Raw genomic sequence first — 21,898 nt, 5'->3', positions numbered from 1 at the left:
CGCCCACCACATGATCTGCGACGAGGAGCGCCGGTGCCAGACCACGATCAGCTGATCGCCGAGCTGCAGCGCCGGGTACGGGAGCTGGAGGACCGGCTGGCGCTGCTGCAGATCCTCGCCACCTACGGTCCGGCCGTGGACAGCGGATCGCCCGCGCCCACCGCCCGGTTGTGGACCGACGACGGGCTCTACGACACCTACCCGGCGGTCCTGCACGGCCGGGCGGCCATCGCCGGCATGGTGACCGGCGAGCTGCACCAGCAGCTGATCCACTCCGGCGCCGCCCATCTGCAGGGCCTTCCGCACATCGAGGTGCACGGCGACCGCGCGGTCGCCACCGCCTATTCGCAGCTGGTCCTGCGCGACGAGGCGAACGACAGCTACCGGATCTGGCGCACCGGCGTCAACCGCTGGGAGTTCATCCGCACCGCGCACGGCTGGCAGGTCACCCACCGGATCAACCGGCAACTCGACGGCAGCGTCGAGGCACGGGAACTGCTCAGGGCCGCGGTGGACGAACCGTCCGACTGAGGCCCTCCGCACCGGCGCCGAACCGGCGATGATGACCCCGGCCAGGCCCGGCTCACGCCTCGTTGGGCAGGTTGGTCCATCCCTTGCGGTCCGCCCGGCCGTACCAGCCAGAGGCGGCCAGCGTGCCGCCGTCCACCGGGATGGTGTGGCCGGTGACGAATCGGGAGTCGTCGGAGGCGAGGAACTCGACGACGGCGGCGTAGTCGTCGGGCGCTCCGAAGCGCCCGAGCGGGAGCCAGGTGCGCAGCAGCGCCGGGTCGCGCCCGCGGAGCATCGCGGCGGCCGGGGTCTGCGGCGTGTCGGCCAGATCGGGGGCGATGGCGTTCACGCGTATCCCGTACTGTCCGACCTCCACGGCGAGGCTTTTGGTGAACGCGGAGACCCCGGCGTTGTAGGCGGAGTAGACGGCATGCCCGGGAATGCCCCGGAAGGCCTCCACGGTCGAGTTGTTGATCACTGCGCCGGACCGCTGTTCGACCATGACCGGTAGCAGCGCGTGGGTCACCCGCAACACGTGCAGCAGGTTCAACTCGTACAGCGCCTGCCACTGCGCCTCGGTGCTGTGCAGGAACGTCCGCGCGGCCGGGCGGAAGTCGCCGACGTTGTTGACCAGGATGTCGACCCGGCCCCCGCCGACCGCCAGGGCGCGGTCGCGCAGCGCCTCGACCACCGCCGGATCCCGGATGTCACCGACGAGCGTGTCGCACCTGCCACCCAGGGCCGTGATCTCGCCCGCCGCCGCCGCGGCCGCCGCCTCGTCGATGTCGTTCAACACCACCGTGGCGCCGGCGGCGGCGAGACGACGGGAGATGCCGCCGCCGATGCCCAGCGCCCCGCCGGTCACCACGGCGATCCTGCCGGCCAACCGCTGCGTCATGATTCTGCCCGCACCGACCGGCGCCGCTGGCGCACCCGCCGGGTTTCCATCCATTCGATCTGAAGCGCCCGGCGGGCGATGCGCCACCGGCCGCCGTCACGTTGGTAGGTGTCGGCGTAGCGCAGGTACCACACCAGGTCAGCCGTCGTGCCGTCCGGACGATCGCTGACGTGATGCGCGACGCCGGTCACCGAGCCGACCGCCCCACCCGCGCCGTCCGGGTCCACGACCAGGCCGAGGACCGCGTGCAGGGTCACCGGGATCTCGCTCAGCGACCGCAGCGCCCGGACGATCTGCGCCCGGCCCGCGTGCCGCCGGACCGGGCCCAGCTCGGTGGGTGGGTCGGGGAGCACGAGAACCGCGGCGTCCAGGAACAGCTCGGCGACCGCCTGAATCTCCCGGTTGTCCACGAGGTACGCGTACCGGTGGACCAGCTCGCCGATCTCCGCGCGGTCGGCTGCGGTGATCACGACCCGACGAGCCCGAGTCGCTCGGCGCAGGCGGACAGCTCGTCCTTGGCCGCCGCGAGGTCGGTGGTCGGGGTCACGGCGAGGACGAGACGATCGGCGCCCAACGCGGCCAACCGCTCGACCCGCTCCGGGGTCACCTTGGCCACCGAGTGCCCCAGGCTCAACTCCAACCGGTCCGGATCGCGGCCCGAGCGCTCGGCCTCGGCGTGCATGATGTCCACAAGCTTGCGCAGTTCGTCACCGACGACGCCGAGCGGTTGCAGCCCGTCGCCGCGCCGCCCGGCCCGGCGTGCGGCGGCGACGCTGTGGCCGCCGACATGGATCGGCACCCCCAGCGGATTGGCCGGCTTCGGGTAGCTCATCGCCCCCTCGAACCGGAAGAACTCCCCGTGGTGCGTCGCGCCCTGGAGCCCGGTGTCGGCCCACAGGACGCGGAGCACGTCGATGGACTCGTCCGCGCGGCGGCCGCGGCTGGCGAAGTCCGCGCCGCAGGCCTCGACCTCCTCGCGCATCCACCCCGTGCCGACGCACAGACGCAGCCGCCCGCCGGAGAGCGCGTCGACGGTGGCGGCCCGCTTGGCCAGCACGACCGGGTGGTGGTTCGGCAGGACCAGGACGGCGGTGGCCAGGCCAATCCGCGTGGTCCGCCCGGCGAGGAAGGCCAGCAGATCCAACGGGTCGGGGATGGGGCAGTCGTCGGCCAGTCCCATCCGGCCCGACGCGTCGTACGGGTACCTGCTGGAATAGCCGCTCGCCACGATCGCGTGCTCCACGACGGCGATCGATTCGAACCCGCACGCCTCGGCGTGCACGGCGAACTCGCCGATCCAGGCGGGATCTGCCGTGGTGCCGGCCGCTACGGGTGCCTGTATCGCGTACTTCACGCAGCCTCCGGTGTCTCGTCGCGTCCGGAGCGGGTCAGCACCGGCGCTGATTGACCAAGCGCTTGCTTGGAGCATAGGCGATGTCGGACCCGACGCGAAAGCCCTCGATCCGGTGTCTCCACCCCGTCGTTGCGTGCACCCAGCGCCTGCTAGTGCGCTGACCACTAACGTTCGCCGGGTAGGCCACCCCGGGAAATTGTCGTACCCGTCGGGTTGGGTGTGGTTGTGCCTCGTCGTCGGGATCCTGCCGCGCCGCGGGTGGTGTATCGGACCGCTCGTGTTGCTCTGCGGGTGACTGCTGGGCAGCGGCGGCGGTGTTTCGGGCTGCTGCGCTCGGCTGGTGATGTGTGGGCGTGTGTGTTGGAGGTCAACGGATGGCGGCGCCGCCGCCGGGACGTGCCGTTGACCGGTTATCAGGCGTTGTGCCGGGAACTGGCTTCTTCCGGTCCGGGCACGTTTGGTGAGCTGGACTCGGTCGGCGCCCGGTCGGTGTTGCGCCGGTTCTCCGATGCCTGGTTCGCGGCGGCGAAAGCCCGCAAGGATGGGGACGTGTCGGCGCGGTTCCCGCGCCGTCGGCGGGCGTTGATGCCGGTGCGCTGGCATCACGGCACCTTCACCCTCGACGGGCGGCGGGTGCGGGTCCCGACCGCGCAAAACAGCCCGCCGTTGTGGGTCCGGTTGGCGCGGGAGGTGCCGTATCCGGTTGAGCAGGTCCGGTCGGTCACCCTGCTGTGTGAGGGCGGCCGCCTGTTCCTGGACGTGACCGCCGAAGTGCCGGTGGCGACGTATCCGCCGGGTGAGGGACCGGACCCGGCCAGGGTGGCCGGGGTGGATTTGGGGATCATCCACCCCTATGCGGTGGCCAGCCGGGATGGTGAGGGCTTGTTGGTGTCGGGGCGGGCGATCCGCGCCGAGCACCGCATGCACCTGGCCGACACGAAAACCCGCCGCCGCTCTGTTTCGCAGCGGGCGCCGAAGCCGGGCCAGAAAGGGTCACGGCGGTGGCGGAAATACCGGCGCCGGGCACGGCTGGTGGAGGGCCGGCACAAGCGGCGGGTCCGCCAAGCCCAGCACGAAGCCGCCCGCCAGGTCGTGTCCTGGGCCGTGCAGCAGCGGGTCGGGGTGCTGCACGTCGGCGACCCCCGCAGCGTGTTGGACACCGATGCGGGGCGGCGGCACAACCTGCTGCTACGGCAATGGCAGATCGGCCGCCTCATGCAGGTCCTGGAAGACAAAGGCCACCCAGGCCGGCATCACCGTCCACCCCGTCAACGAACGCGGCACCTCCTCCACCTGCCCCGCCTGTCTACGACGGGTACCGAAACCCCGCGGCCGGACCCTGACCTGCCCGCACTGTGAGTTCACTGGGCACCGCGACCTGATCGCGGCCGCCATCATCGCCACCCGCACCCCGGGCGGCGGACCCACCACCCCAGCAGCTGTTCTGCTGCCCAAGGTGGTCACGCACCGTCGAGCAGGCCGACACCTCCCCGGTGCCGGCCAGTCCCGACGTGACCCCCGCCGCCCACCACAAGCGGCGCGAGGATCAGTTGGCCCGCGGAGGCCCGCCCCACCACCACCCGGTAGTGGGGAGTCGCTCGCCCGGAAGGCGAGAATCCACAACAACCACCGGAAACCCGGTGAACATTAGTGGACACCGCACTACGCGAATGCGCCACCGTCGACGCGCAGCACGGCGCCCGAGACGAAGGACGCCTCGGGAGCACCGAGAAAGGCGATCGTCGCAGCGACTTCCGCCGGGTCGGCCTTGCGCCCCTGCAGGCCGGTGGATCGTTTGCGCAAGCTCTCGTCGTAGGCCACCCCGCCGCTGTGGAAGTCCGCCGAGAGCGCGGTCTCCACCCCGCCCGGGCACACCACGTTGACCCGCACGCCCGCGGGCCCGTACTCGATAGCCAGGGAGCGCATGAGCGTCACCAGCCCACCCTTGGACGCCGAGTACACCGCGCTGTACGGCCAGCCCTGGAGGCCGGCGATCGACGACACCGCGACGACGCACCCGCGACTGCGGACCAGGTACGGCATCGCGGCCTGCGCGAGTAGGAACGGGGCGCGCAGGTTCACGTTCAGCACCCAGTCCCACTCGGCGAGGCTCACCTCGGCCGTGGCGCCGAACTGCCCGATCCCGGCGACCAGGGCGAGCAGGTCCAGTCGGCCCCAGCGCTGTACGCAGTGCAGCACCACGGCCTCGGCCGCCTCCGGCTCCGCCAGATCGGCTGGAAGCGTCGCGATTCGCTCGTCCGCACCGACCTCCTCGCGCAGCGCGTCGAGTCCGGCGGCGTCGCGGTCCACGCCCAGCACGAAGTCCCCACGGCCGGCGAGTTTGTGCACGGTGGCGCGGCCGATCCCGGCTGCGGCGCCGGTGACCACCGACACTCTCGCCTCACCCACGCCGGTCCCCCGGCGCGGTCGCGGCGGTGAGCCGGTAGACCGAGAAGACGAAGTCCGGGCAGACCATCTGGCAGGCGGTGCAGCCGGTGCAGCCCGGGGTGAGCTCCGGATACCGGTAGCCCATCTCGTTCAGCTCGCTCGACATCACCAGCACCCGGGGTGGGCAGGCGTCGATGCAGAGCTCGCAGCCCTTGCACCGATCCTCGGCGATGACCAGCGTCCCCCGGCTGCTGCGCCGCGCGCCGCCTTCGTGCTCGCTCATTCTTTGTCGCCTCCGGCCGTCGTGCGGACGATGCCAAGCACCTGAGAGCGGCCCGTCCGCTGCGGCCGGTCGGCGGAATCCGCCGGCGACGCGTCGGTCGGGAAGATCCCTCGCCGCCCCAGTGCCCGAACCGCGTTCTCGGCCGTCATCAGGACGTGGTCGAGCGCCGCCGCGGAGGCCGCCTCCGCGTCCCCGGCCACCAGGGCCTCGTATTCTCGGTGCAGTGCGGCCCGCTCCTCGTCCATCGCGTCCTCGATGGAGAACCGGGCGGCGGCCGGCACCAGCCCGTTGAAGCTGCGCAGCAGGGCCCGCAGGTGCGGGCCGGCGGTCGCCAGGTTGACCACCTTGCGGAACTCGCGGGCGATCCGTTCGAACTCGTCGACCCGGTCGCAGCCGGCCAGCGCCTCGACGAGCTTGCCGAGCGTCTCCCGCAGGTCCCCATCCCCGTTGGTCGCCGCCCGGCTGCTGGTCAACGCGCTCAACATGCCGTACAGCTCGAACGCCTCGCGGATCGTCCCCGCGTCGAAGGCGGCGACGAACGCGCCACGGTAGTGCGGCATCTCCACCAGACCGTCGCGCTCCAGCTGGAGCAGCGCCTCGCGTACCGGGGCCCGGCTGACCCCGAGCGTCGCGGCGATGCCGTCGAGGTCGAGCCGGTCGCCGCTGCGCAGCGTGCCGTCGAAGAGCAGGCCGAGGATGTACTCGGCCACCGCCACGCCCGTCTTCGCCCGCGTCAGTGCCGCCATGTCGTCAGCTCCCCGAGTGGATAGGCCTGCTCCATCGAGTCGCCAAGGTAACCCGGGCCCTCGGATGCCGGCACGAACCAGCCGGTTGGGCACATGGTGAGGATCTCCACCAGGCTGAAGCCGGCGCCGGCGAGCTGGGTCTCGAAGGCGCGCCGCAGCATCCGCTTCGTCTGCGCCACGGCGCCGGCGGTGGAGACCGCTCCCCGCGCGACGTACGCGGCGCCGCGCAGCCCGGCGACCAGGTCGGCGACCGGGATCGGGTAGCCGTGCGTCTCCGCGTCGCGCCCCTCGAGGCTGGTCTTCGTGCGCTGCCCGAGCACCGTGGCCGCGGTCAACTGCCCGCCGGTGTCGCCGAACACGCCGTTGTTCAGCAGCACGCAGGTGATCTTCTCGCCCCGGGCCGCGGCGTGCAGCACCTCCTGCAGCCCCTCGTTGGCCATGTCACCGTCGCCCTGCATGGTGAAGACCGCGCAGTCGGGGCGTACCCGCTTGATGCCGGTGGCACAGGCCGGCGCCCGGCCGTGCAGGCACTGCAGCACGTCCACGTCCATGATCCGGACGAAGCTGCCGTAGCAGCCGTGGCCGACCACCCCGATGGTGCGCTGGACGATGTCGAGCTCCTGCAACACCTCCAGCAGCACCCGCAGCGCCACCGGCTCGCCGCAGCCCGGGCAGAGCGAGTGTTCGCCGAGCAGCAGCGACGGGCGGAAGTCGGCCACCTTGCGGGCCGGCTCCGAGGGCGGCTGGGAGGTGTCGATGACGGTCATGAGCGTCCACCTTCCGAACAAGCGGTGAGGATCCGGTCCCGGATGACCGGGGCGTCCATCAGGTCGCCGTACGCGAGGCCGGACTCCGCGATGCTCACCCCACCGATGAAGCGCACCGCGGAGCGATCGGCGGCGTGGATGCGTACGTCGTCGAGCATCTGCCCGGCGTTGAGCTCGAAGACCAGCACGCGCCGCACGCCGGCGGTGGCTGCGGCGAGCGCTCCGCCGGGGAACGGCCAGAGCGTCACCGGTCGGAACCATCCGATCCGGTGTCCGTCGGCCCGCAATTCCTCGACCACGTACTCGACGAACTTGGCGGCGGACCCGAAGGCCACCACCAACGTCTCCGCGTCCTCGACGTGGGCCTGCTCGGACCGCGTCTCGATCGCGTCGATGGCGGCGAACTTCTCCGCGATGGCACGCCAGTGCCGGTCGGGGCCGGGGCCGGGGTCGGTGGCCTTGCCCATCGCCCAGGTCCAGACCTGCCGGGATCTGCCGGTGCCGCCGCCGGTCCCGTCGAGCGCCCAGTCCTTCGGCGGCAGCGGGCCGAAGTCCAGCGGCCGGACCGATACGCCGATCCGGGTCTGCGCCAGCAGCGGGTCCCCGTAGAAGATCACCGGTGCCCGGTGCTTGTCGGCGAGGTGGAACGCCAGTTGGGCGTGCTCGACCGCCTCGGGGACGTCCTTCGGTGCCAGCGTGATGGTCCGGTAGTCGCCCCAGCCGCCGCCCCGGGTGGCTTGGAAGTAGTCCTGCTGGTTGCGGGCCATGTTGAAGACCACGAACGGCGTCTCGTTCAGCGCCGCTTCGGCGATCGCCTCCTGCATCAACGCGATGCCCTGCCCGCAGGAACCGGTGGCCGCGCGGGCGCCGGCCGCGGCGGCGCCGAGGGTCATGTTCACGCCCTCGATCTCGCTCTCCGCGTTGAGGCACACGCCGCCGGCCGCGGGAAGCTGGCGCGACATGTTCTCCAGCAGGCCGGTGAACGGCGACATCGGGTAGCCGGCGAAGAAGCGGCAGCCGGCGGCGATCGCCGAGGTGGCGATCGCCTCGCTGCCTTCGAGCAGTTCGAGGGTCATCGGGAAACCTCCGTCAGATCGGCGCCCGGTCCGTCCAGCACGGCCGCGCCGGCCGCGAGCGCCCGCGCGTTGGCCGCGGCGTGCTGCTTCCGGTACGGCGGGAGCAACTCCTGCATGGCGGCCACCAGGGACGCCGGGTCGACGAGCCGGGTCACCGCGTTGTACGCGCCGAGCAGCACGAAGCCGATCGCCTGGGGTGCCTCGACCGACTTGGCGACGGCGCCCGCGTCCACGCCGTACGTGGTCATCGCCGGCAGCGACGCGGGGGCGACCAGCGGCAGATTGAGGATCGCCGGCCCGCCGGGGCGCAGCCGCGCGAGCGCCGGCTCGCTGAACCGGTGGTGGACGACGATCGCCGACCAGGCCGAGGCGAGCACCGGGAGGGCCCGCAACGGACGGTCGCCGATGACCACGCTCGCCTTGGACGGACCACCCCGCATCTCGCCGCCGTAGTCGGCGCTGAGCATGGCGTGTCGCCCCTCCCGGGTGGCCGCGAGGGCGAGGGTCTTGGCGAGCAGTTGGATGCCCTGACCTCCGACGCCGGTGACCACGAGTTCCCGCTCCATCCGGCCTCCCGATCCAGGGTTGACTCGACTTAGATATTGAATACAAAATCTAAATCCACGGTCAAGTCATCGGGGACCACGAGGTTGGGGGGCGCGATGCGCGCGGCTGTGCTGCACGGCTTCGGCGATCTGCGGATCGAGGAGGTTCCCGACCCCCAGCCCGGACCCGATGACGTCGTCCTCGACGTCGCCTGCGTACAGCCGAGCGTCACCGAGTGCATGCTGATCGCCGGAGAGCCGGTGGCGCTGCACACCCACCTCGCCGAAGCCCTGGCCGCCGGCCCGGTCCGCTTCGGCGGGCACGAGTTCTGCGGCGTGGTCCGCTCGGTCGGGCCGGCGGTACGGGGCATCGCGGTCGGCACCCGGGTGACCGCCGTCGAGACCGTCGTGTGTGGACAGTGTCCCGCCTGCCGGCGCGGCCGGTCGGACGCCTGCCTCGCACCCGAGTTCATCGGGTTCACCCGCCCCGGCGCCCTCGCCGAGCAGGTGCTGGTCCCCGCCACATGCGTGGTGCCGGTGCCGCCCGGTGTGACGGCCTCCGCAGCGGCGGCCGTCCAGCCACTGGCCGGCGCCCTGCACGCGCACGCACTCGCCGCCGTGCAGCCCGGCGAGACCGTGCTGGTCATCGGCGCCGGCGTGATGGGGCTGCTCGCCCTGCAGGTGGCCCGGCACGGCAACGCCGGCCTGATCGCGATCAGCGGACGGAGCCCGGCGAAGCTCGCCCTCGCCAACCGGTTCGGCGCCGACCTGGTGATCGACGCGAGCGGCGGAGCGGACGCGGTGCTCGCGGCAACACGGGAGGCGACCGGCGGGATCGGCGTCGACGTCGTGATCGAGACCGCCGGCGGCGCCCCCGAGGTCGGGCTCGCCGGCACGGAGACCCTCGAGTTGGCCGCGCGCTGCGCCCGCCGGGGCGGTCGCGTGGTGGTGGTCTCGGTGCTGCCCGACCGGGCGCCGGCACCGCTCGGCCTGCTGCGGGAGCGCAGCATAGCGCTGCTGCACCCCCGCTCCGGCGCCGGCGGCTACTCCCCCGGCGGCGGGGTCTTCGACCACGCGCTGCGCCTGGTGGCCCGCGGCGACGTCGACGTCGATTCGCTGGTCACCCATCGGCTCTCCGGGGTGACGGAGGTGCCGAAGGCGGTGGAGATCACCCGGGACAAGACCGCGCACGGCGCGATCAACCCGGCGCAGGTCGTCCTGGCCGCCGGAGAGGAGCGCGCGTGGAACTGCTGATCGGCGACATCGTCCGCCAGGCGGCCCGGATGGCGCCGGCGGCGACCGCGGCCACCCTGGCCGGGGAGCGGGTCACCTTCCGCGACCTCGACGAGCGGGCGAACCGCGCCGCCAACGCGCTGGCCGGCCTGGGCGTGCGGCGCGGCGACCGGGTGGCCTGGTGGGCCGCGCCGACGCTGGGCACCCTGGACGGCTTCCTGGGCTGCGCCCGGCTCGGCGCGGCGTTCGCCCCGATCAACCCGACGCTCTCCCCCGGCGAACTGGCGGCGGTCCTGTCCTATCTGGACCCGCGGCTCCTGGTCACCGATCGTCCCGACGCGCCACAGGACGTGCCGCTCGCCCGCGTGGGCTCCGCGCCAGGCCCCGGCGCGGACCTCGACGCCCTCGCCGCCGCCGCGTGCGCCGGGCTGCCCGACGGGCACGACCGCCTCGCCGACACCGACCCGCACATCGTCTACCTGACCAGCGGCAGCACCGGCCGGCCGAAGGGGGCGCTGGTCAGCCACCGCGCGAGCTGGCTGCGGGCGGCGCCCGGCGGCGGCACCTTCACCTCCGGGCTGCGCGGCCGGGGCGGCGTCCTGTGCAGCTTTCCGCTGTACCACTACGGCGGCTGGCACTACGTGCTGGAGGCGTGGCAGAACCGGACCGCGGTGCACCTCGTACGTCGGGCCGACGCCGCGCAGATGATCGACTCGGTACGGCGGGAGCGTCCATCGGCGATCTACTGCATCCCCGCCGTGTGGGAGCGGCTGCTCGACCCCGAGCACCGGCACGCCGACCTGTCATCGCTGCGGCAAGCGGACACCGGCACCTCGGGGATCTCCGTCGAGCTGCTCCGGCGGATCAAGGAGCGGCTGCCGGGGACCGCCACGACCGTCCTGTACGGGTCGACCGAGGCGGGCCGGATGGCGGCGCTGCCGGACGCCGACGTCTTCGACAAGTCCGGCAGCGTCGGGCTCCCGGCCTTTCCGAACGCGCTGTGGGTGGACGCGCCGGCCGGCGAGGTGGGCGAGGTCTGCGTCAGCGGGCCAGGGCTGATGTCCGGCTACCACGACCTTCCCGAGGAGACCGGGGCGGCGCTGCGCGACGGCGTCTACCGCTCGGGGGACCTGGGCTACCTCGACGGCGAGGGGTATCTCCACCTCACCGGCCGTCAGCGCGAGGTCATCCGCACCGGCGGGGAGTCGGTGTCGCCGTTCGAGGTGGAGCAGGCCCTGCGCGACCTGCCCGGGATCCGCGATGTGGCGGTGGTCGGCCTGCCGGACGAACGGTGGGGTGAGGTGGTGTGTGCGGTGCTGGTGCTGGCGCCGGGGGCGGCGGCACCGGAGGTTGCCACCCTCCGCGGGCACGTCGCCAACCAGTTGGCCGCCTTCAAGCAGCCGCGCCGGGTCGCGGTGGTGTCGGAGATCCCGCGCACCCCGGCAACCGGTCAGATCCAGCGCTCCCGGATCAGGGCCGCCCTGCTCGCGACGGCACGCTAGCCGGCGCGCAGCCGGGCACGAAGTTCCGCCTTGGCCACCTTGCCGCCGGAGCCGCGGGGCAACTCGTCGACGATCTCGATTCGCTCGGGCCAGTTCTCTGGTGAGACGCCGCGCGCGGCGAGGTGCGCGCGCAGGTCGTCCAGGTCGAGAGCGGCGCCGGGTCGGAGCACCACCACGGCGCAGACCCGCTCGCCGTACGTCGGGTCGGGGACCGCGACCGCGGCCACCATGGCCACAGCGGGGTGGGTGCCGACCTGCTCCTCGACCGCGGCGGCGCTGACGTTCTTGCCGCCGCGGATGATGAAGTCCGACTTGCGGTCCACCACCCGCAGGTAGCCGTCCTCGTCGAGGGTGCAGATGTCGCCGGTGAGCATCCAGCCGTCCTGGGTGAAGAGCCGCTCGTTCGCCTCCGGGTCGTCGAAGTAGCCGAGGCAGGTGGCGGGCCCGGCGCAGGCGGCCTGCCCCGGCCCGCCGGTGGCGGTGACGTCCGCGCCGTCGTCGCCGAAGAGCCGTACGTGCATCTCGTCGATGATCCGGCCGGCGGTGCGCAACCGTCGCGCCACGGTGTCCGTGGTCCCAGTGCGCGACAGCGCGCCGGTCTCGTTGGAGCCGAAGAACTGCAGCACCTGCGCCCCGGTGCGGCGCTCGAACTCGGCGGCGCGCTCGTACGGCACCGCCTCGCCACCGGTGAACATGCAGCGCAGCGAGCTCAGGTCGTAGCGGTCCGGCTCCGCGTTGAGCATCATGATGAACTGCGTGCTCACACAGCACACCACGGTCACCCGTTCCCGCTCGATCAGCTCCAGCGCGCCGGCGGCGCTGAACCGTGGCATCACCACGGTGGGCGAACCGAGCAGCGTGGGCGTGAAGTTCGCGGTCCACTGGGCGAAGCCGTACGGGGCCGGGATGAGGGTGAGGAAGACATCGTCGGGGGTGAACGCCCCCGACTCCAGCGCGAGCTGGTGGTAGTACAGCCACCGGTTCTGGTTGTGCACCACGCACTTCGGCATGCCGGTGGTGCCCGAGGTGCCGTTGAGCAGGTGGATCTCGCCGAGGCCGAGGGCGCGCTCGGCGAGCCGGGCCCGCTCCTCCGAGGTCGGCTCCGGCCAGTCCACTTCGGCGAGCCGGTGCGGCAGCTCCAGCCGTAGCCGCAGCGGCAGCCCGTCGACCAGTTCCGCGATCGGGGTGTCCCGGTGCTCCGCGTGGCTGATGAGCGCCGTGGCGCCGGCGACGGTGAGCAGGTGCCGGAGTTCGAGGCGGCCGGCGCGCGGGCCGATGCCGACCACCACGACACCGGCCTTCAGCGCGGCCAGGTAGGCGACGTGCACCGCGACGCCGTCCGGGAGCAGCACCCCGACCCGCTCGCCGCGGGCGAGTCCGGAGCGCACCAGCAGCGCCGCGAGCCGGTCGGACACCTCGTCGTACGCGTGCCAGCCGATCCGGTCGTCACCGGCGATGAAGACGGGCCGCTGCGGGATCTCCGCCGCGTGTCGGCGCACCCGCTCCGCGAGCGTCTCCGTGCCCCAGCGGCCGACCTCGGCCAGTCGGTCCGCCACGTATCGCTCGTGCGCGCTGCCGGGGACCGGGGCCGTGCCGGTCGGGAAGAGCGCGGTCACCTCGCTGTACAACAATTCCACCCCTACCTAACAAGCGCTTGGTTGTGGCATTCTGTTTCCGGCACAGTGAGCCTGTCAAGGAGGCGGGATGCGGATCTGGGAGACGTCGGCCGGGGACGAGCTGGTGACCAGCCCGGTACGCGAGGGCGAACGGTCGGAGCGCTCGTTCGAGGTGACGGCCGAGATGCTCACCGGGCACGTACCCGGCGCCCCGTCGGTGCTCTCCACCCCGGCGCTGATCGCGCTCCTGGAGGACACCGCCGCCGACATCCTGCGTCGGCGGCTCGCGCCGGGCGCCGCCTCGGTCGGCACCTGGATCGGAGTGCGGCACCGCGCGCCGGCCCTCGCCGGGCAGCGCGTCGACGTGCGCGCGACGGTGGCCGCCGTGCAGGGCCGGCACGTGACCTTCGACGTCTCCGCACAGGTGGCCGGCCGGACGATCGGCGACGGCCAGGTCAGCCAGACGCTGATCCGCAGCGTCCGCGGCTGAGCCCGGCCGCCGGTGCCCCGGTCCCACCCGCACAGCGCGGGTGAGCCGGTCGGGGTGCCGCATTCACTCCCGCGCGCGCAGCGCCACCTTGTCCACCTTGCCGCCGGCCCCCAACGGCAGGGCCGGCAACCGCACCACCCGCTCCGGCCAGTTGAGCTTGGAGACGCCGCCCGCGGCCAGGTGCGTCCGCAGGTCATCGAGGTCCAGCTCGGCGCCGTCGCGGGTGACCACGAACGCGCAGACCCGTTCCCCCAGCACCTCGTCCGGGTAACCGACCACCGCCACCTGGGCCACCCGCGGGTGTCCGCCGACCGCCTCCTCGACCACAGGCGCGCTGATGTTGTGCCCGCCCCGGATGATGAAGTCGGCCGTCCGCCCGGTCACCGACAGGTAGCCGTCAGCGTCGACCTCGCCGATGTCCCCGGTGAGCAGCCAGCCGTCCGGGCGCAGCAGGATCCGGTCGGCCGCCTCGTCCCGGAAGTAGCCCGGGGCGCAGCCCGGCCCGTGCACCGCCACCTGGCCCGGCCCGTCCTCGACCGGGCTCCCGTTCCGGTCGAAGAAACGCACCCGCATCGCCGGGATGGGCCGCCCCGCCGTGCGCAGCCGCTTCTCGCGGTCGTCGTCGACCCGGGTCACCGAGATCGGGCCCGCCTCGTTCGAGCCGTAGAACTGCAGCACCGTGCACCCGGTGCGCTCCTCGAACTCCACCGCCCGGTGGTACGGCACCCGCTCTCCCCCGGTGAAGAGCACCCGCAGCGAACTCAGGTCGTGCTCGGCGAATTCGGGCGCGTTCAACATCATGATGAACTGGCTGGTCACGGCCGCGAGCACGGTGACCCGGTGCCGCTCGATCAGCCGCAGCGTCTCGGCCGGGTCGAATTCGGCGGTCAGCACAGTCGGGAAGCGGTACCGGGCGGGAACGACATGGGCGCTCCACAGCCCGAAGCCGTACGGTGCGGGCAGCGCGCTGAGGACAACCTCATCGGGACCGAACCCGGCCGCCGCCGCGGCGAGCGGACCGAAGTACTTGCGGGTGTTCATGGTCTGCCGCACGCATTTGGGCCGGCCGGTGGTGCCCGACGTCGAGTTGAGGAAGAAGAGGTCGTCGGGTCCGAGCCCGCGCCCCTTCACGGCCGCGGCGGCGTCCTCCCACGACGGCACCGGCACCGGCTCGCCGTCGCATGCCACGGTCAGCTCCGGACCGACCAGGTCCAACACCAGGTGCCGGCGGGCGCCGGCCGCCCGGGCGACCTCCCAGCCCGGCCGGCCACGGTGCGCGCCACGGGTCGCCAGCGCGCCCGCGCCAGTGTGCCCCAGCAGGTACGCGACCTCGGCGTCCCCGGCCCGAGGCGGCAGCCCCACGGTCACCAGGCCGGCCTTCTGCGCCGCAAGGTAGGCCACGTGGGTGAGCGCCCCTCCGGTGAGCAGGACCGCGAGCAGCTCGCCCGGCTGCCAGCCGGCGAGGGCATACGCCCCGGCCAGCCGGGTGGCGAGCCGGTCGTACTCGCGCCAGGTCAGGGTCGCGTCCGTGGCATGGAACGCGACCGCGTCCGGCGCCTCGGCGGCGTTCCGGGCGACCAGGTCGGCGATCGTATCGGCGTCCCAGTCACCGTCGGCGTAGTAGCGACTGATCGTGGTTTCGGAGAACTCAGACACCTGCCCCGTCCATTCGCATGTTGACGCGGGCGGCGAAGCACGCCGCCGCCCGACCAGGACGGCCGTTGGCGACCGCCCGCACGTTCCGGCCCCGACCGTCGTACCGGCTCACTCCGACGCTCCCCGATGGGCCCGCCGGTACTCGTCGAGCGGGACCGCCACGCGGGCGTCGGTGGTGAGGCTCGGCCGGTTCGGCTCAGCCACCGGCAGCGGCGTGACCGGCCGCAGGGTGGTGCGGCAGCGCTCGGTCAGGCGCTGGTAGGTCCGGGTGCCGTTCGCCTTCCACGCCAACTCGTCGGCGGTCAGTTCCCGGCGGACCGTGGCCGGGCTGCCGGTGGCGAGGGTACGCGGCGGCACGACGAAACCTGCCCGGACGAAGCTGTGCGCACCGACGAAGGCCGCCTCGCCGATGACCGCACCGTCCATGACCACCGCGTTCATCCCGATCAGCGCACCGGTGCCGACGCGGCAGCCGTGCAGCACCGCTCCGTGCCCAACGTGCCCGTCCCGCTCCAGGACGGCCTCGGTGCCGGGGAAGGTGTGGAACGTACAGTGATCCTGCAGGTTGGCGCCGACGGCCATGACGATGCGGCCGAAGTCTCCCCGAAGGCTGGCGAAGGGCCCGACGTAGCAGCCGGGGCCGACGTGGACGTCACCGATCAGCACCGCCGTCGGGTGCACATAGGCGGTCGGGTCGACCACCGGCACCACACCCTCGATCTCATAGGCCGGCATCGGCGCCCCCGGTGTCGTACCTGGTTGTCCGCCCGCTCACGATGCTCCCTCTCCCGCCGCCGGACCACCGGCCACGCTCGGCGCGGGTTGCAGCCCGACCGCCTGCTGGCGGCGAGCGAGGTCCTCGTCGAAGGCCCCGGCCACCGCCGCCACCGTCCATTCCGAGAGCCGAACGGCCGGGAGGGCCACCCCGGGGTGGGTCATCAGCGAGAGTTCCTCGCCGTCCACCCGCACGACCTGCCCGGAGATCCCCGCGGCCGCATCCGAGAGGAGGTAGACCACGGCCGGCGCGTTGCTGGACGGGCTCTTACCCACGTTCTGCCCCCGGGCTCGCTCACCGAGGTAGCGCTCGAAGGTGTCCGCCATCCGGGTGTGCGCATTCGGCGACACGGCGTTGACGCGGACGGGCGTGCCGGCGAGGTCCGCAGCCCAGCAGTAGGTGAGCGACGCGACGCCGCCCTTGCTCGCACCGTACGCGCCCATCGCCGCCGAACCGGCGTGCGAGCCGGAGGTGACGTTCACCAGTGAACCGCCGCCCGGCTGGTCCAGCATGGCGCGGATGGCGTGTAGCCCGCAGTAGGCGGTGCCGAGCAGGTTCACCTCGACGACCCTGCGGAACTCCACCGGATCCTGCTCGCGCGGATCGGCCAACCGGAAGATGCCGGCGTTGTTGACCAGGCCGTCGATCCGCCCGAACGCGTTGCGGCACGCCTCGACCAGCCGCCCGGCTCCCTCCCACGAGGCGATGTCGGAATCGTCGCAGACGGCCCCGATCTCCGCGGCCACCCGCGCTGCGGCGTCCACGTCGACGTCGTTCACCACCACCGAGGCGCCCTCAGCGGCGGCGAGCCGGGCGTACGCCGCACCGAGGCCTCGGCCCGCGCCCGTGACCACGATTGCCTTGCCTGCCAGCCAGCCAGCCACGGCGTTGTCAGCACCCATCACCACAGTCCTCCCACGGCTTGCCGCAGGCAGTCCGCCGGCGGCGCTTCGTTCAGCCCGCCGGGCGCAACTCCCTGGGGCGCTCGACACCGATGGCCGCGCTGTACGCGTCGTCCAACGCCGCGCCGCCGTCGTTCACCTCCGCCACGATCTCGCCGCGCACCAGCACGTAGCCCCGGTCGACGATGCGCCGCAGCACGCCCAGCGCCGGCTCGGCCAGCAGCACCGCGACGCCCTCCCCGGCCAGCGTGGAAACCGTCGCGGCCAACTCGCGGACGATCAGCGGGGCGAGACCGGTCATCATCTCGTCGAGCAACAGCACCCGGGGCGAGCCCATCAACGCCCGGGAAACCACGAGCATCTGCTGCTCACCGCCGGAGAGCACACCGACCAGGCTGCGCAGCCGGGTCCGCAGGATGGGGAACCGATCCACCGCCTCGTCCACGGCGGAGTGGGGCAGCCGGAGCAGTTCGGCCATCACGCGCAGGTTGTCCGCCACGTTGAGGTGCGGGAAGAGCTGCCGCCCCTGCGGAACGACGCCGATCCCCGCCCGGGCCCGCGCCGCGGGCCGCAGCCGGGTGATCTCCTCACCGTCGAGGTACACCTTTCCGGTCGCGGGCACCGAACCGTACGCGGCGAGCAGCAAGCTGCTCTTCCCCGCGCCGTTCGGGCCCACGATCGCAGTGACGGCGCCGCCTTGCGCGGTGATGCTGACCTTGTTCAACGCGCTGGCATGTCCGTAACGGACGCTCAGCCCCTCGATCGTCAGCTCATGACCGGACATCCTGCACCTCCGCCCTCGGGGAGCCGTCCCCGGCGTCATCGTCGTCGGCTTCCGATCCGAAGTAGACGCTCTGCATCTGCGGACTGGCCAGGCACTCGCGCGGATCGCCGTCGAAGACCACCCGGCCCCGGTCGAGCAGCATGATCCGATCCACCAGGCGAGCGACGAGGTCCACGTTGTGGTCGACCAGGATCACGGCATGCCCCCGCCGCCGCACGGTGTGGATCACCTCAGCGATGCCCGCGACGCCGCGTGCGTCGGAGCCGGCGAACGGCTCGTCCAGGAGCAGCACCAGCGGATCCTGCCCGAGCGCTCGGCCGACCTCGACCAGCCGCTGCTCGCCGAGGCTGAGGTCACCGGCCTCCCGGTCCAGGTCGCTGATGCCCAGTTCGTTCGCGATCGCCCGCACGGCGGCCTCATCGGCCGCCACCCTGGGCCGCAGCGCCCCGACGAACGCCCCGGTGATCATCTGCCACAGCGTGGCGTGCCGGCGGGCGGCCCGGCCCAGCAGCAGATTGGCCCGGACGTCCAGCTCCAGCGCGAGCTGTGGGTACTGGAAGGTACGGCCCAGTCCGGCCCGGGCGCGCCGTGACGCCGACCCGCCCAGCTTCGATCCGCGCAGCGTCAACTCGCCGGCGGTGGCCGCCTGCGCCCCGGAGATCAGGTCGACCAGGGTGGTCTTGCCGGCGCCGTTCGGGCCGACCAGTCCGAGAACCTCCCCGGCCCGCAGCTGGAAGTCGACCTCCGACAGGGCGGTGACTCCGCCGTACCGCTTGGTCAGGCCGCGCCCGACCAGCAGGATCTCCTCAGCCACGGTCCGGCTCCTTCCGCAGCAGCGCCCAAGTCCGCGTGCGCAGCTTGTCGGCGTAGCCCACCACGCCGCGCGGCGCGACCAACATGATCGCCAGCACCCCGAGCGCGAGCAGCAGCGTGCCGCTGGTCTGGATCGCCGGGAAGTTGAGCGTCAACTCGACCGCGATCACCGCCCCGGCTACCGCACCCCACGGCGTGCCCGCCCCACCGATCAGCGGCATGAAGATGGCGAGGAAGACGATGTTCAGGGTGAACGTGTCAGGCGTGATGCTGCCGGCCGAGTAGGTGAAGAGCCCCCCGCCGACGGCCGCGATCGCCGCCCCGAGCGCCAGCGCCACGAGGTTCAGCACGGGGACCCGGACGCCGGCCGCCTCAACAGCCCGCGGGGCGTCCCGCATCGTCCGCACGATCACCCCCCACGGCGAGAGCCGCAGCCGATCCAGCAGGAACGCGATGACGCAGACGATGACCGCCGAGCCCAGCACCACCTGATAGTGACTCGGCGTCCAGCCGAACAGGTTGAGCGGCCGCAGGTTGCCCAGCCCGCCCGAGCCGCCGGAGAGCGCCTCCGCGTCGATGAGGAACGCGGTGAACGCCATGCCGAACAGCAGGGTCACCGCCGCGAGGAAGAACCCGGACAACCGCCGGGTGACGAGCCCGAGCAGCACGGCGAGCAGCGCCGCCACGATCGGGCCGACGAGCCACGCCACCGCGAGCGGCAACCCGGTCTTCGAGGAGACAAGCCCGACCGCGTACCCGCCGATCCCGGCATAGGCGCTGTACGCCATCGACAGGGACCCGGCCATCAGGTACGGCACGTACATCCCGAGGGCGATCAGCGCGTACGTCGCCGCGGAGGTGACCAGCGTCTGCTTGTAGCCGTCCGAGCCGACCCAGAGCAGGATCAGCACGGCGGCGATGCCACCGAGGGCGAGACCGCCGATGCCGGGGACTCGACGGATATCCCAGCCGGCGGTCGCGGCGGCTGGCTGGATGGTCTGAGTGGTCATGCGCGCACCGTCCGCACGAACAGGCCCTGTGGCTTGAAGGCGAAGAACAGCAGGGCGATGAAGAGCATGCCGTACACGTGCGCCTGGCCCCCGAAGTAGTACGGAAGGAACACCTCGACCAGCCCGAGCAGCATGCCGCCGAAGAGCGGCGCCCAGACGGAGCCGGTACCGCCCACCACCACGGCGAGGAACCCGGACAGCGACCAGGCCAGCCCGGACAGCGAGTTCACGCCCGCCTTCGGGGCGAAGAGGATGCCGGCCAGCGCGGCGACGAGACCGGCGAGCACGAATGCGATCAGCCGGATCCGGTTGACTGGCAGGCCGAGCAGTGCCGCCGCGCGGTTGCTGTCGCCGACCGCCCGCAGCAGCCGGCCGGTCCGGGTGGACCGGATCCAGACGGCCGACAGCGCGAAGGAGAGCAGCGCCACCACGATCATCAGGAGGGAGCTCGGTTGGACGGTGACCTCCCCGACCGTCACCGGGTCGAAGGTCGCCAGGCTCTGCCCGGGCAGGGTCGGGTATCCGAAGACGTAGCCGGCGAGCTGCTGGATGGCGAAGAGCACCGCCGCCACGGCGACCAGCGCCGGCAGCTCGCCGCCACCGCTGCGCCGCTGTACCGGACGCACGACACCCAGCTCGGTGACGGCGGCCAGCACGACGGTCACCGCCACGGCCGCCGCTGCGGCCGGCCACACCCCAAGGTCGTACGTGATGACGAGCCAGCTGGTGCAGAGCCCGCCCATCATCGCGTACGGGCCGATGGCGAAGTTGAAGAAGCCGGCCCCGACGTGGATCAGGTAGTACGCCAGGGCCAGCATGCCGAAGAAACATCCCATTTCCACGGCGGAGAGCCAGAGCTGCAGGTCTGTCATCGAAACTCCTCGTAAGCACCTACCGGGAGCGGGCGAGCCGCGTCAGCTCGCCCGCTCCCTGCGGGGTCAGTTCGAGCACGGGGGCTGGAACGTCGCCCACGGCCCCTTGGGCTTGTTGTCCGCCCCGAACTCGATCAGCGAGAGGCCACACGGCCCGTCCGCGCCCAGGTGCTTCGTGGCGGAGAAGGACAGCGTGAAGCTGGCCTGCCCGAAGGCCGCCTGGTAACCGGTGATGCTCTGGATCGCCTCGTTGAGCTTCTTGGCGTCGTCCGGCCCGCCGGCCTTCTCGATCGCGAGCTTGAGGAGCTGCACGGAGTCCCAGCCCTGGGCGTCGTACGCGGTGACCTGGTAGTTGTCGCCGTTCTTCTGCTTGAGGAAGTCGACCAGGGTCTTGGTACGCGGGTTCTCGGAATTGATCGAACCCATGAAGATCAGCCCCTCGAGGGCGCCCGGGTTGGCCAGCTTCCAGGAGGACGGCTGATTGCCGATCGACGCGAGCGAGAAGCGCGGCTTCCCCTTCATCTGGGCTGCCAAGGTGTTCTGGGCGAGCACCTCGAACGCGCCGCCGACGCTGGTGACCAGCACCGCGTCCGGATTGGCGTTCTTCAGCCGGGCGACCTGGGCCGAGAGGTCCGAGGCGTTGGCCGCGCCCTTCTCGGTCGCCACCGTCGTCACGCAGGACATCCCGGCCAACAGCGACTTGTTCAATGCCGCGATGGTGGTCGTGTCATCCGTCAGGATGCCGATCTTGTTGATGTTGGCCGCCTTGAACGCCCCGCAGTAGACCTTGGCCCAGTCGGTGGTGGTGTTCGCGAGCATGTAGATCAGCTCGTTGTTCGGCGGCTCGACCAGCGTCGCGGTCACGCCGGTGGGCGCAATCGCCGGCAGGTTGAGCTGCGTCAGGGTGGACTTCGCCTGCATGACGGCGGCGCTGCCGCTCTGCAGGAAGAGCGCCTTCGCGCCCTGGCTGTGCAGCTTCTGTAGGACGGCCGGGACCTTGGTCGGGTCGCTCTCGTCGTTCTCGACGACGAGCCGCAGGGGACGACCCAGGACGCCGCCCTTGTCGTTGATGTCCTGGATTGCCAGCCGGATGGTCTTGCCGGCGATGGTGCTGTAGGAGGCGCCGGGGCCGGTGCTGTCCTCGTCCATCCCGATGATGATGGGTTCGCCCTTCGCGGTGCCGTCGGTCGGCTTGTCACTGCCGCCCTTGCCCCCGCAACCCGCGGCCGCAAGGGCGAGGACGGCCAGGCTGGCGACCAACCGCGCCGTCGCTCCTCTGCTTATAGCCACTTCTCGCCCGCCTCACTCGATATGGCTGTCACTGACTCTTGGTCGTCCTTCTCATCGCGGCTACCTCCCGCCGGAGAGCGCTGCGGCCACCAGCGATGGTCCGCGCCGGTGCCGATCGAGCCGGACAACTGACCAGGACAACCGGCAACCGAGCAAGCGCTAGGTTGTTATAGTGGTGTCGGCCATACGGCGTGTCAAGGGCCACAATGTTGCCCTCGTGTTACGAAGGGATCAAGGAGTGCCCTCCCCGGGCTCCTGCCGGTTGACCTGCGGATCGAGCAAGCGGGCAGCGGTAGGGCAGACCGACGCGCCAGGTTCGCCGCCCGCCGCTCCGCCGGCACCTGCGCCGGAGGCAGCGACGGACGGATGAAGCGTTCGTCAACTACCA

Annotated in this window: 24 protein-coding genes; 6 read left to right on the top strand and 18 right to left on the bottom strand. The window is 72.2% G+C overall.

Features of this window, described 5'->3' with window-relative positions; all coding sequences use genetic code 11:
* Positions 1–33 precede the first annotated feature (33 nt).
* On the top strand, positions 34–531 hold the full coding sequence (locus FXF52_RS33015) for a nuclear transport factor 2 family protein (protein WP_187413863.1): 498 nt from the start codon (positions 34–36) through the stop codon (positions 529–531).
* A 52-nt stretch (positions 532–583) separates the two neighbouring features.
* On the opposite strand, the gene FXF52_RS33010 is transcribed toward FXF52_RS33015, so the two are convergent.
* From FXF52_RS33010 to FXF52_RS33000, 3 genes are read right to left on the bottom strand one after another with little or no spacing between them, the layout of a single operon-like run.
* Entirely contained in the window at positions 584–1,408 is an 825-nt protein-coding gene (locus tag FXF52_RS33010; protein ID WP_148803015.1) for an SDR family NAD(P)-dependent oxidoreductase, read from the bottom strand.
* A complete protein-coding gene (locus FXF52_RS33005; protein WP_222870812.1) occupies positions 1,405–1,878 on the bottom strand; it encodes a nuclear transport factor 2 family protein in 474 nt (157 codons plus the stop codon). Before FXF52_RS33005 ends, FXF52_RS33010 begins: the two co-directional genes overlap by 4 nt.
* Positions 1,875–2,762: an LLM class F420-dependent oxidoreductase gene (locus FXF52_RS33000; RefSeq protein WP_148803011.1), complete on the bottom strand. Its 888-nt coding sequence runs from the start codon at positions 2,760–2,762 to the stop codon at positions 1,875–1,877. The genes FXF52_RS33005 and FXF52_RS33000 overlap by 4 nt, the downstream gene beginning before the upstream one ends.
* 633 nt (positions 2,763–3,395) lie before the next feature.
* Here FXF52_RS33000 and FXF52_RS32995 point away from each other — a divergent pair.
* Together FXF52_RS32995 and FXF52_RS44245 are read left to right on the top strand one after the other, a co-directional pair.
* Positions 3,396–4,121, top strand: coding sequence for a transposase (locus tag FXF52_RS32995; RefSeq protein WP_255472583.1), 726 nt, complete (start codon positions 3,396–3,398; stop codon positions 4,119–4,121).
* The gene (locus FXF52_RS44245) at positions 4,015–4,413 is read left to right on the top strand and encodes a zinc ribbon domain-containing protein (RefSeq protein WP_370518058.1); all 399 of its coding nucleotides are present in this window, start codon (positions 4,015–4,017) and stop codon (positions 4,411–4,413) included. Before FXF52_RS32995 ends, FXF52_RS44245 begins: the two co-directional genes overlap by 107 nt.
* A gap of 11 nt (positions 4,414–4,424) precedes the next feature.
* Here the strand turns inward: FXF52_RS44245 and FXF52_RS32985 are convergent, their stop codons facing one another.
* The 6 genes from FXF52_RS32985 to FXF52_RS32960 are packed head-to-tail and all read right to left on the bottom strand — an operon-like array spanning position 4,425 to position 8,588.
* Complete coding sequence (locus tag FXF52_RS32985; protein WP_187413862.1) at positions 4,425–5,171, bottom strand: SDR family NAD(P)-dependent oxidoreductase; 747 nt, start codon at positions 5,169–5,171, stop codon at positions 4,425–4,427.
* On the bottom strand, positions 5,164–5,433 hold the full coding sequence (locus FXF52_RS32980; RefSeq protein ID WP_148803003.1) for a 4Fe-4S dicluster domain-containing protein: 270 nt from the start codon (positions 5,431–5,433) through the stop codon (positions 5,164–5,166). Before FXF52_RS32980 ends, FXF52_RS32985 begins: the two co-directional genes overlap by 8 nt.
* Positions 5,430–6,179, bottom strand: coding sequence for a GntR family transcriptional regulator (locus FXF52_RS32975; RefSeq protein WP_148803001.1), 750 nt, complete (start codon positions 6,177–6,179; stop codon positions 5,430–5,432). Before FXF52_RS32975 ends, FXF52_RS32980 begins: the two co-directional genes overlap by 4 nt.
* Positions 6,167–6,946, bottom strand: coding sequence for a thiamine pyrophosphate-dependent enzyme (locus FXF52_RS32970; protein WP_148802999.1), 780 nt, complete (start codon positions 6,944–6,946; stop codon positions 6,167–6,169). Before FXF52_RS32970 ends, FXF52_RS32975 begins: the two co-directional genes overlap by 13 nt.
* Positions 6,943–8,022, bottom strand: coding sequence for a hypothetical protein (locus tag FXF52_RS32965; protein WP_148802997.1), 1,080 nt, complete (start codon positions 8,020–8,022; stop codon positions 6,943–6,945). The genes FXF52_RS32970 and FXF52_RS32965 overlap by 4 nt, the downstream gene beginning before the upstream one ends.
* On the bottom strand, positions 8,019–8,588 hold the full coding sequence (locus tag FXF52_RS32960) for a 2-oxoacid:acceptor oxidoreductase family protein (protein ID WP_148802995.1): 570 nt from the start codon (positions 8,586–8,588) through the stop codon (positions 8,019–8,021). The genes FXF52_RS32965 and FXF52_RS32960 overlap by 4 nt, the downstream gene beginning before the upstream one ends.
* Positions 8,589–8,684: 96 nt before the next feature.
* Here FXF52_RS32960 and FXF52_RS32955 point away from each other — a divergent pair, with 96 nt between their 5' ends.
* Together FXF52_RS32955 and FXF52_RS32950 are read left to right on the top strand one after the other, a co-directional pair.
* On the top strand, positions 8,685–9,821 hold the full coding sequence (locus FXF52_RS32955; RefSeq protein ID WP_148802993.1) for a zinc-binding dehydrogenase: 1,137 nt from the start codon (positions 8,685–8,687) through the stop codon (positions 9,819–9,821).
* The gene (locus tag FXF52_RS32950) at positions 9,809–11,302 is read left to right on the top strand and encodes a class I adenylate-forming enzyme family protein (RefSeq protein WP_148802991.1); all 1,494 of its coding nucleotides are present in this window, start codon (positions 9,809–9,811) and stop codon (positions 11,300–11,302) included. The genes FXF52_RS32955 and FXF52_RS32950 overlap by 13 nt, the downstream gene beginning before the upstream one ends.
* Here the strand turns inward: FXF52_RS32950 and FXF52_RS32945 are convergent.
* Positions 11,299–12,930: a class I adenylate-forming enzyme family protein gene (locus FXF52_RS32945; protein ID WP_222870811.1), complete on the bottom strand. Its 1,632-nt coding sequence runs from the start codon at positions 12,928–12,930 to the stop codon at positions 11,299–11,301. The genes FXF52_RS32950 and FXF52_RS32945 overlap by 4 nt on opposite strands.
* Positions 12,931–13,006: 76 nt before the next feature.
* Between FXF52_RS32945 and FXF52_RS32940 the strand changes: the two genes are divergently transcribed.
* Positions 13,007–13,408 (top strand): thioesterase family protein, encoded by a 402-nt coding sequence (locus FXF52_RS32940; RefSeq protein ID WP_148802989.1) that lies wholly within the window; start codon positions 13,007–13,009, stop codon positions 13,406–13,408.
* A 63-nt stretch (positions 13,409–13,471) separates the two neighbouring features.
* Here FXF52_RS32940 and FXF52_RS32935 read toward each other — a convergent pair whose 3' ends face one another.
* The 8 genes from FXF52_RS32935 to FXF52_RS32900 form a co-directional block, all read right to left on the bottom strand.
* Entirely contained in the window at positions 13,472–15,064 is a 1,593-nt protein-coding gene (locus FXF52_RS32935; protein ID WP_187413861.1) for a class I adenylate-forming enzyme family protein, read from the bottom strand.
* A 108-nt stretch (positions 15,065–15,172) separates the two neighbouring features.
* Entirely contained in the window at positions 15,173–15,799 is a 627-nt protein-coding gene (locus tag FXF52_RS32930; RefSeq protein ID WP_148802985.1) for a phenylacetic acid degradation protein PaaY, read from the bottom strand.
* A 36-nt stretch (positions 15,800–15,835) separates the two neighbouring features.
* Positions 15,836–16,741, bottom strand: a complete 906-nt coding sequence (locus tag FXF52_RS32925; protein WP_148802983.1) for an SDR family NAD(P)-dependent oxidoreductase — start codon at positions 16,739–16,741, stop codon at positions 15,836–15,838.
* 52 nt (positions 16,742–16,793) lie between these two features.
* Positions 16,794–17,525 (bottom strand): ABC transporter ATP-binding protein, encoded by a 732-nt coding sequence (locus FXF52_RS32920; protein WP_148802981.1) that lies wholly within the window; start codon positions 17,523–17,525, stop codon positions 16,794–16,796.
* Positions 17,512–18,339, bottom strand: coding sequence for an ABC transporter ATP-binding protein (locus FXF52_RS32915; protein WP_222870810.1), 828 nt, complete (start codon positions 18,337–18,339; stop codon positions 17,512–17,514). Before FXF52_RS32915 ends, FXF52_RS32920 begins: the two co-directional genes overlap by 14 nt.
* On the bottom strand, positions 18,332–19,348 hold the full coding sequence (locus FXF52_RS32910) for a branched-chain amino acid ABC transporter permease (RefSeq protein WP_148802979.1): 1,017 nt from the start codon (positions 19,346–19,348) through the stop codon (positions 18,332–18,334). The genes FXF52_RS32915 and FXF52_RS32910 overlap by 8 nt, the downstream gene beginning before the upstream one ends.
* Entirely contained in the window at positions 19,345–20,220 is an 876-nt protein-coding gene (locus FXF52_RS32905) for a branched-chain amino acid ABC transporter permease (RefSeq protein WP_148802977.1), read from the bottom strand. The genes FXF52_RS32910 and FXF52_RS32905 overlap by 4 nt, the downstream gene beginning before the upstream one ends.
* Positions 20,221–20,286: 66 nt before the next feature.
* Positions 20,287–21,480: an ABC transporter substrate-binding protein gene (locus FXF52_RS32900; protein ID WP_222870809.1), complete on the bottom strand. Its 1,194-nt coding sequence runs from the start codon at positions 21,478–21,480 to the stop codon at positions 20,287–20,289.
* Between the last annotated feature and the right edge of the window lie 418 nt (positions 21,481–21,898).

Source organism: Micromonospora sp. MP36 (assembly GCF_008119785.1).
Taxonomy (GTDB): domain Bacteria; phylum Actinomycetota; class Actinomycetes; order Mycobacteriales; family Micromonosporaceae; genus Micromonospora.
The sequence above is the reverse complement of the archived record's forward strand: the minus strand, read 5'-3'. Positions and strand labels throughout refer to the sequence as shown.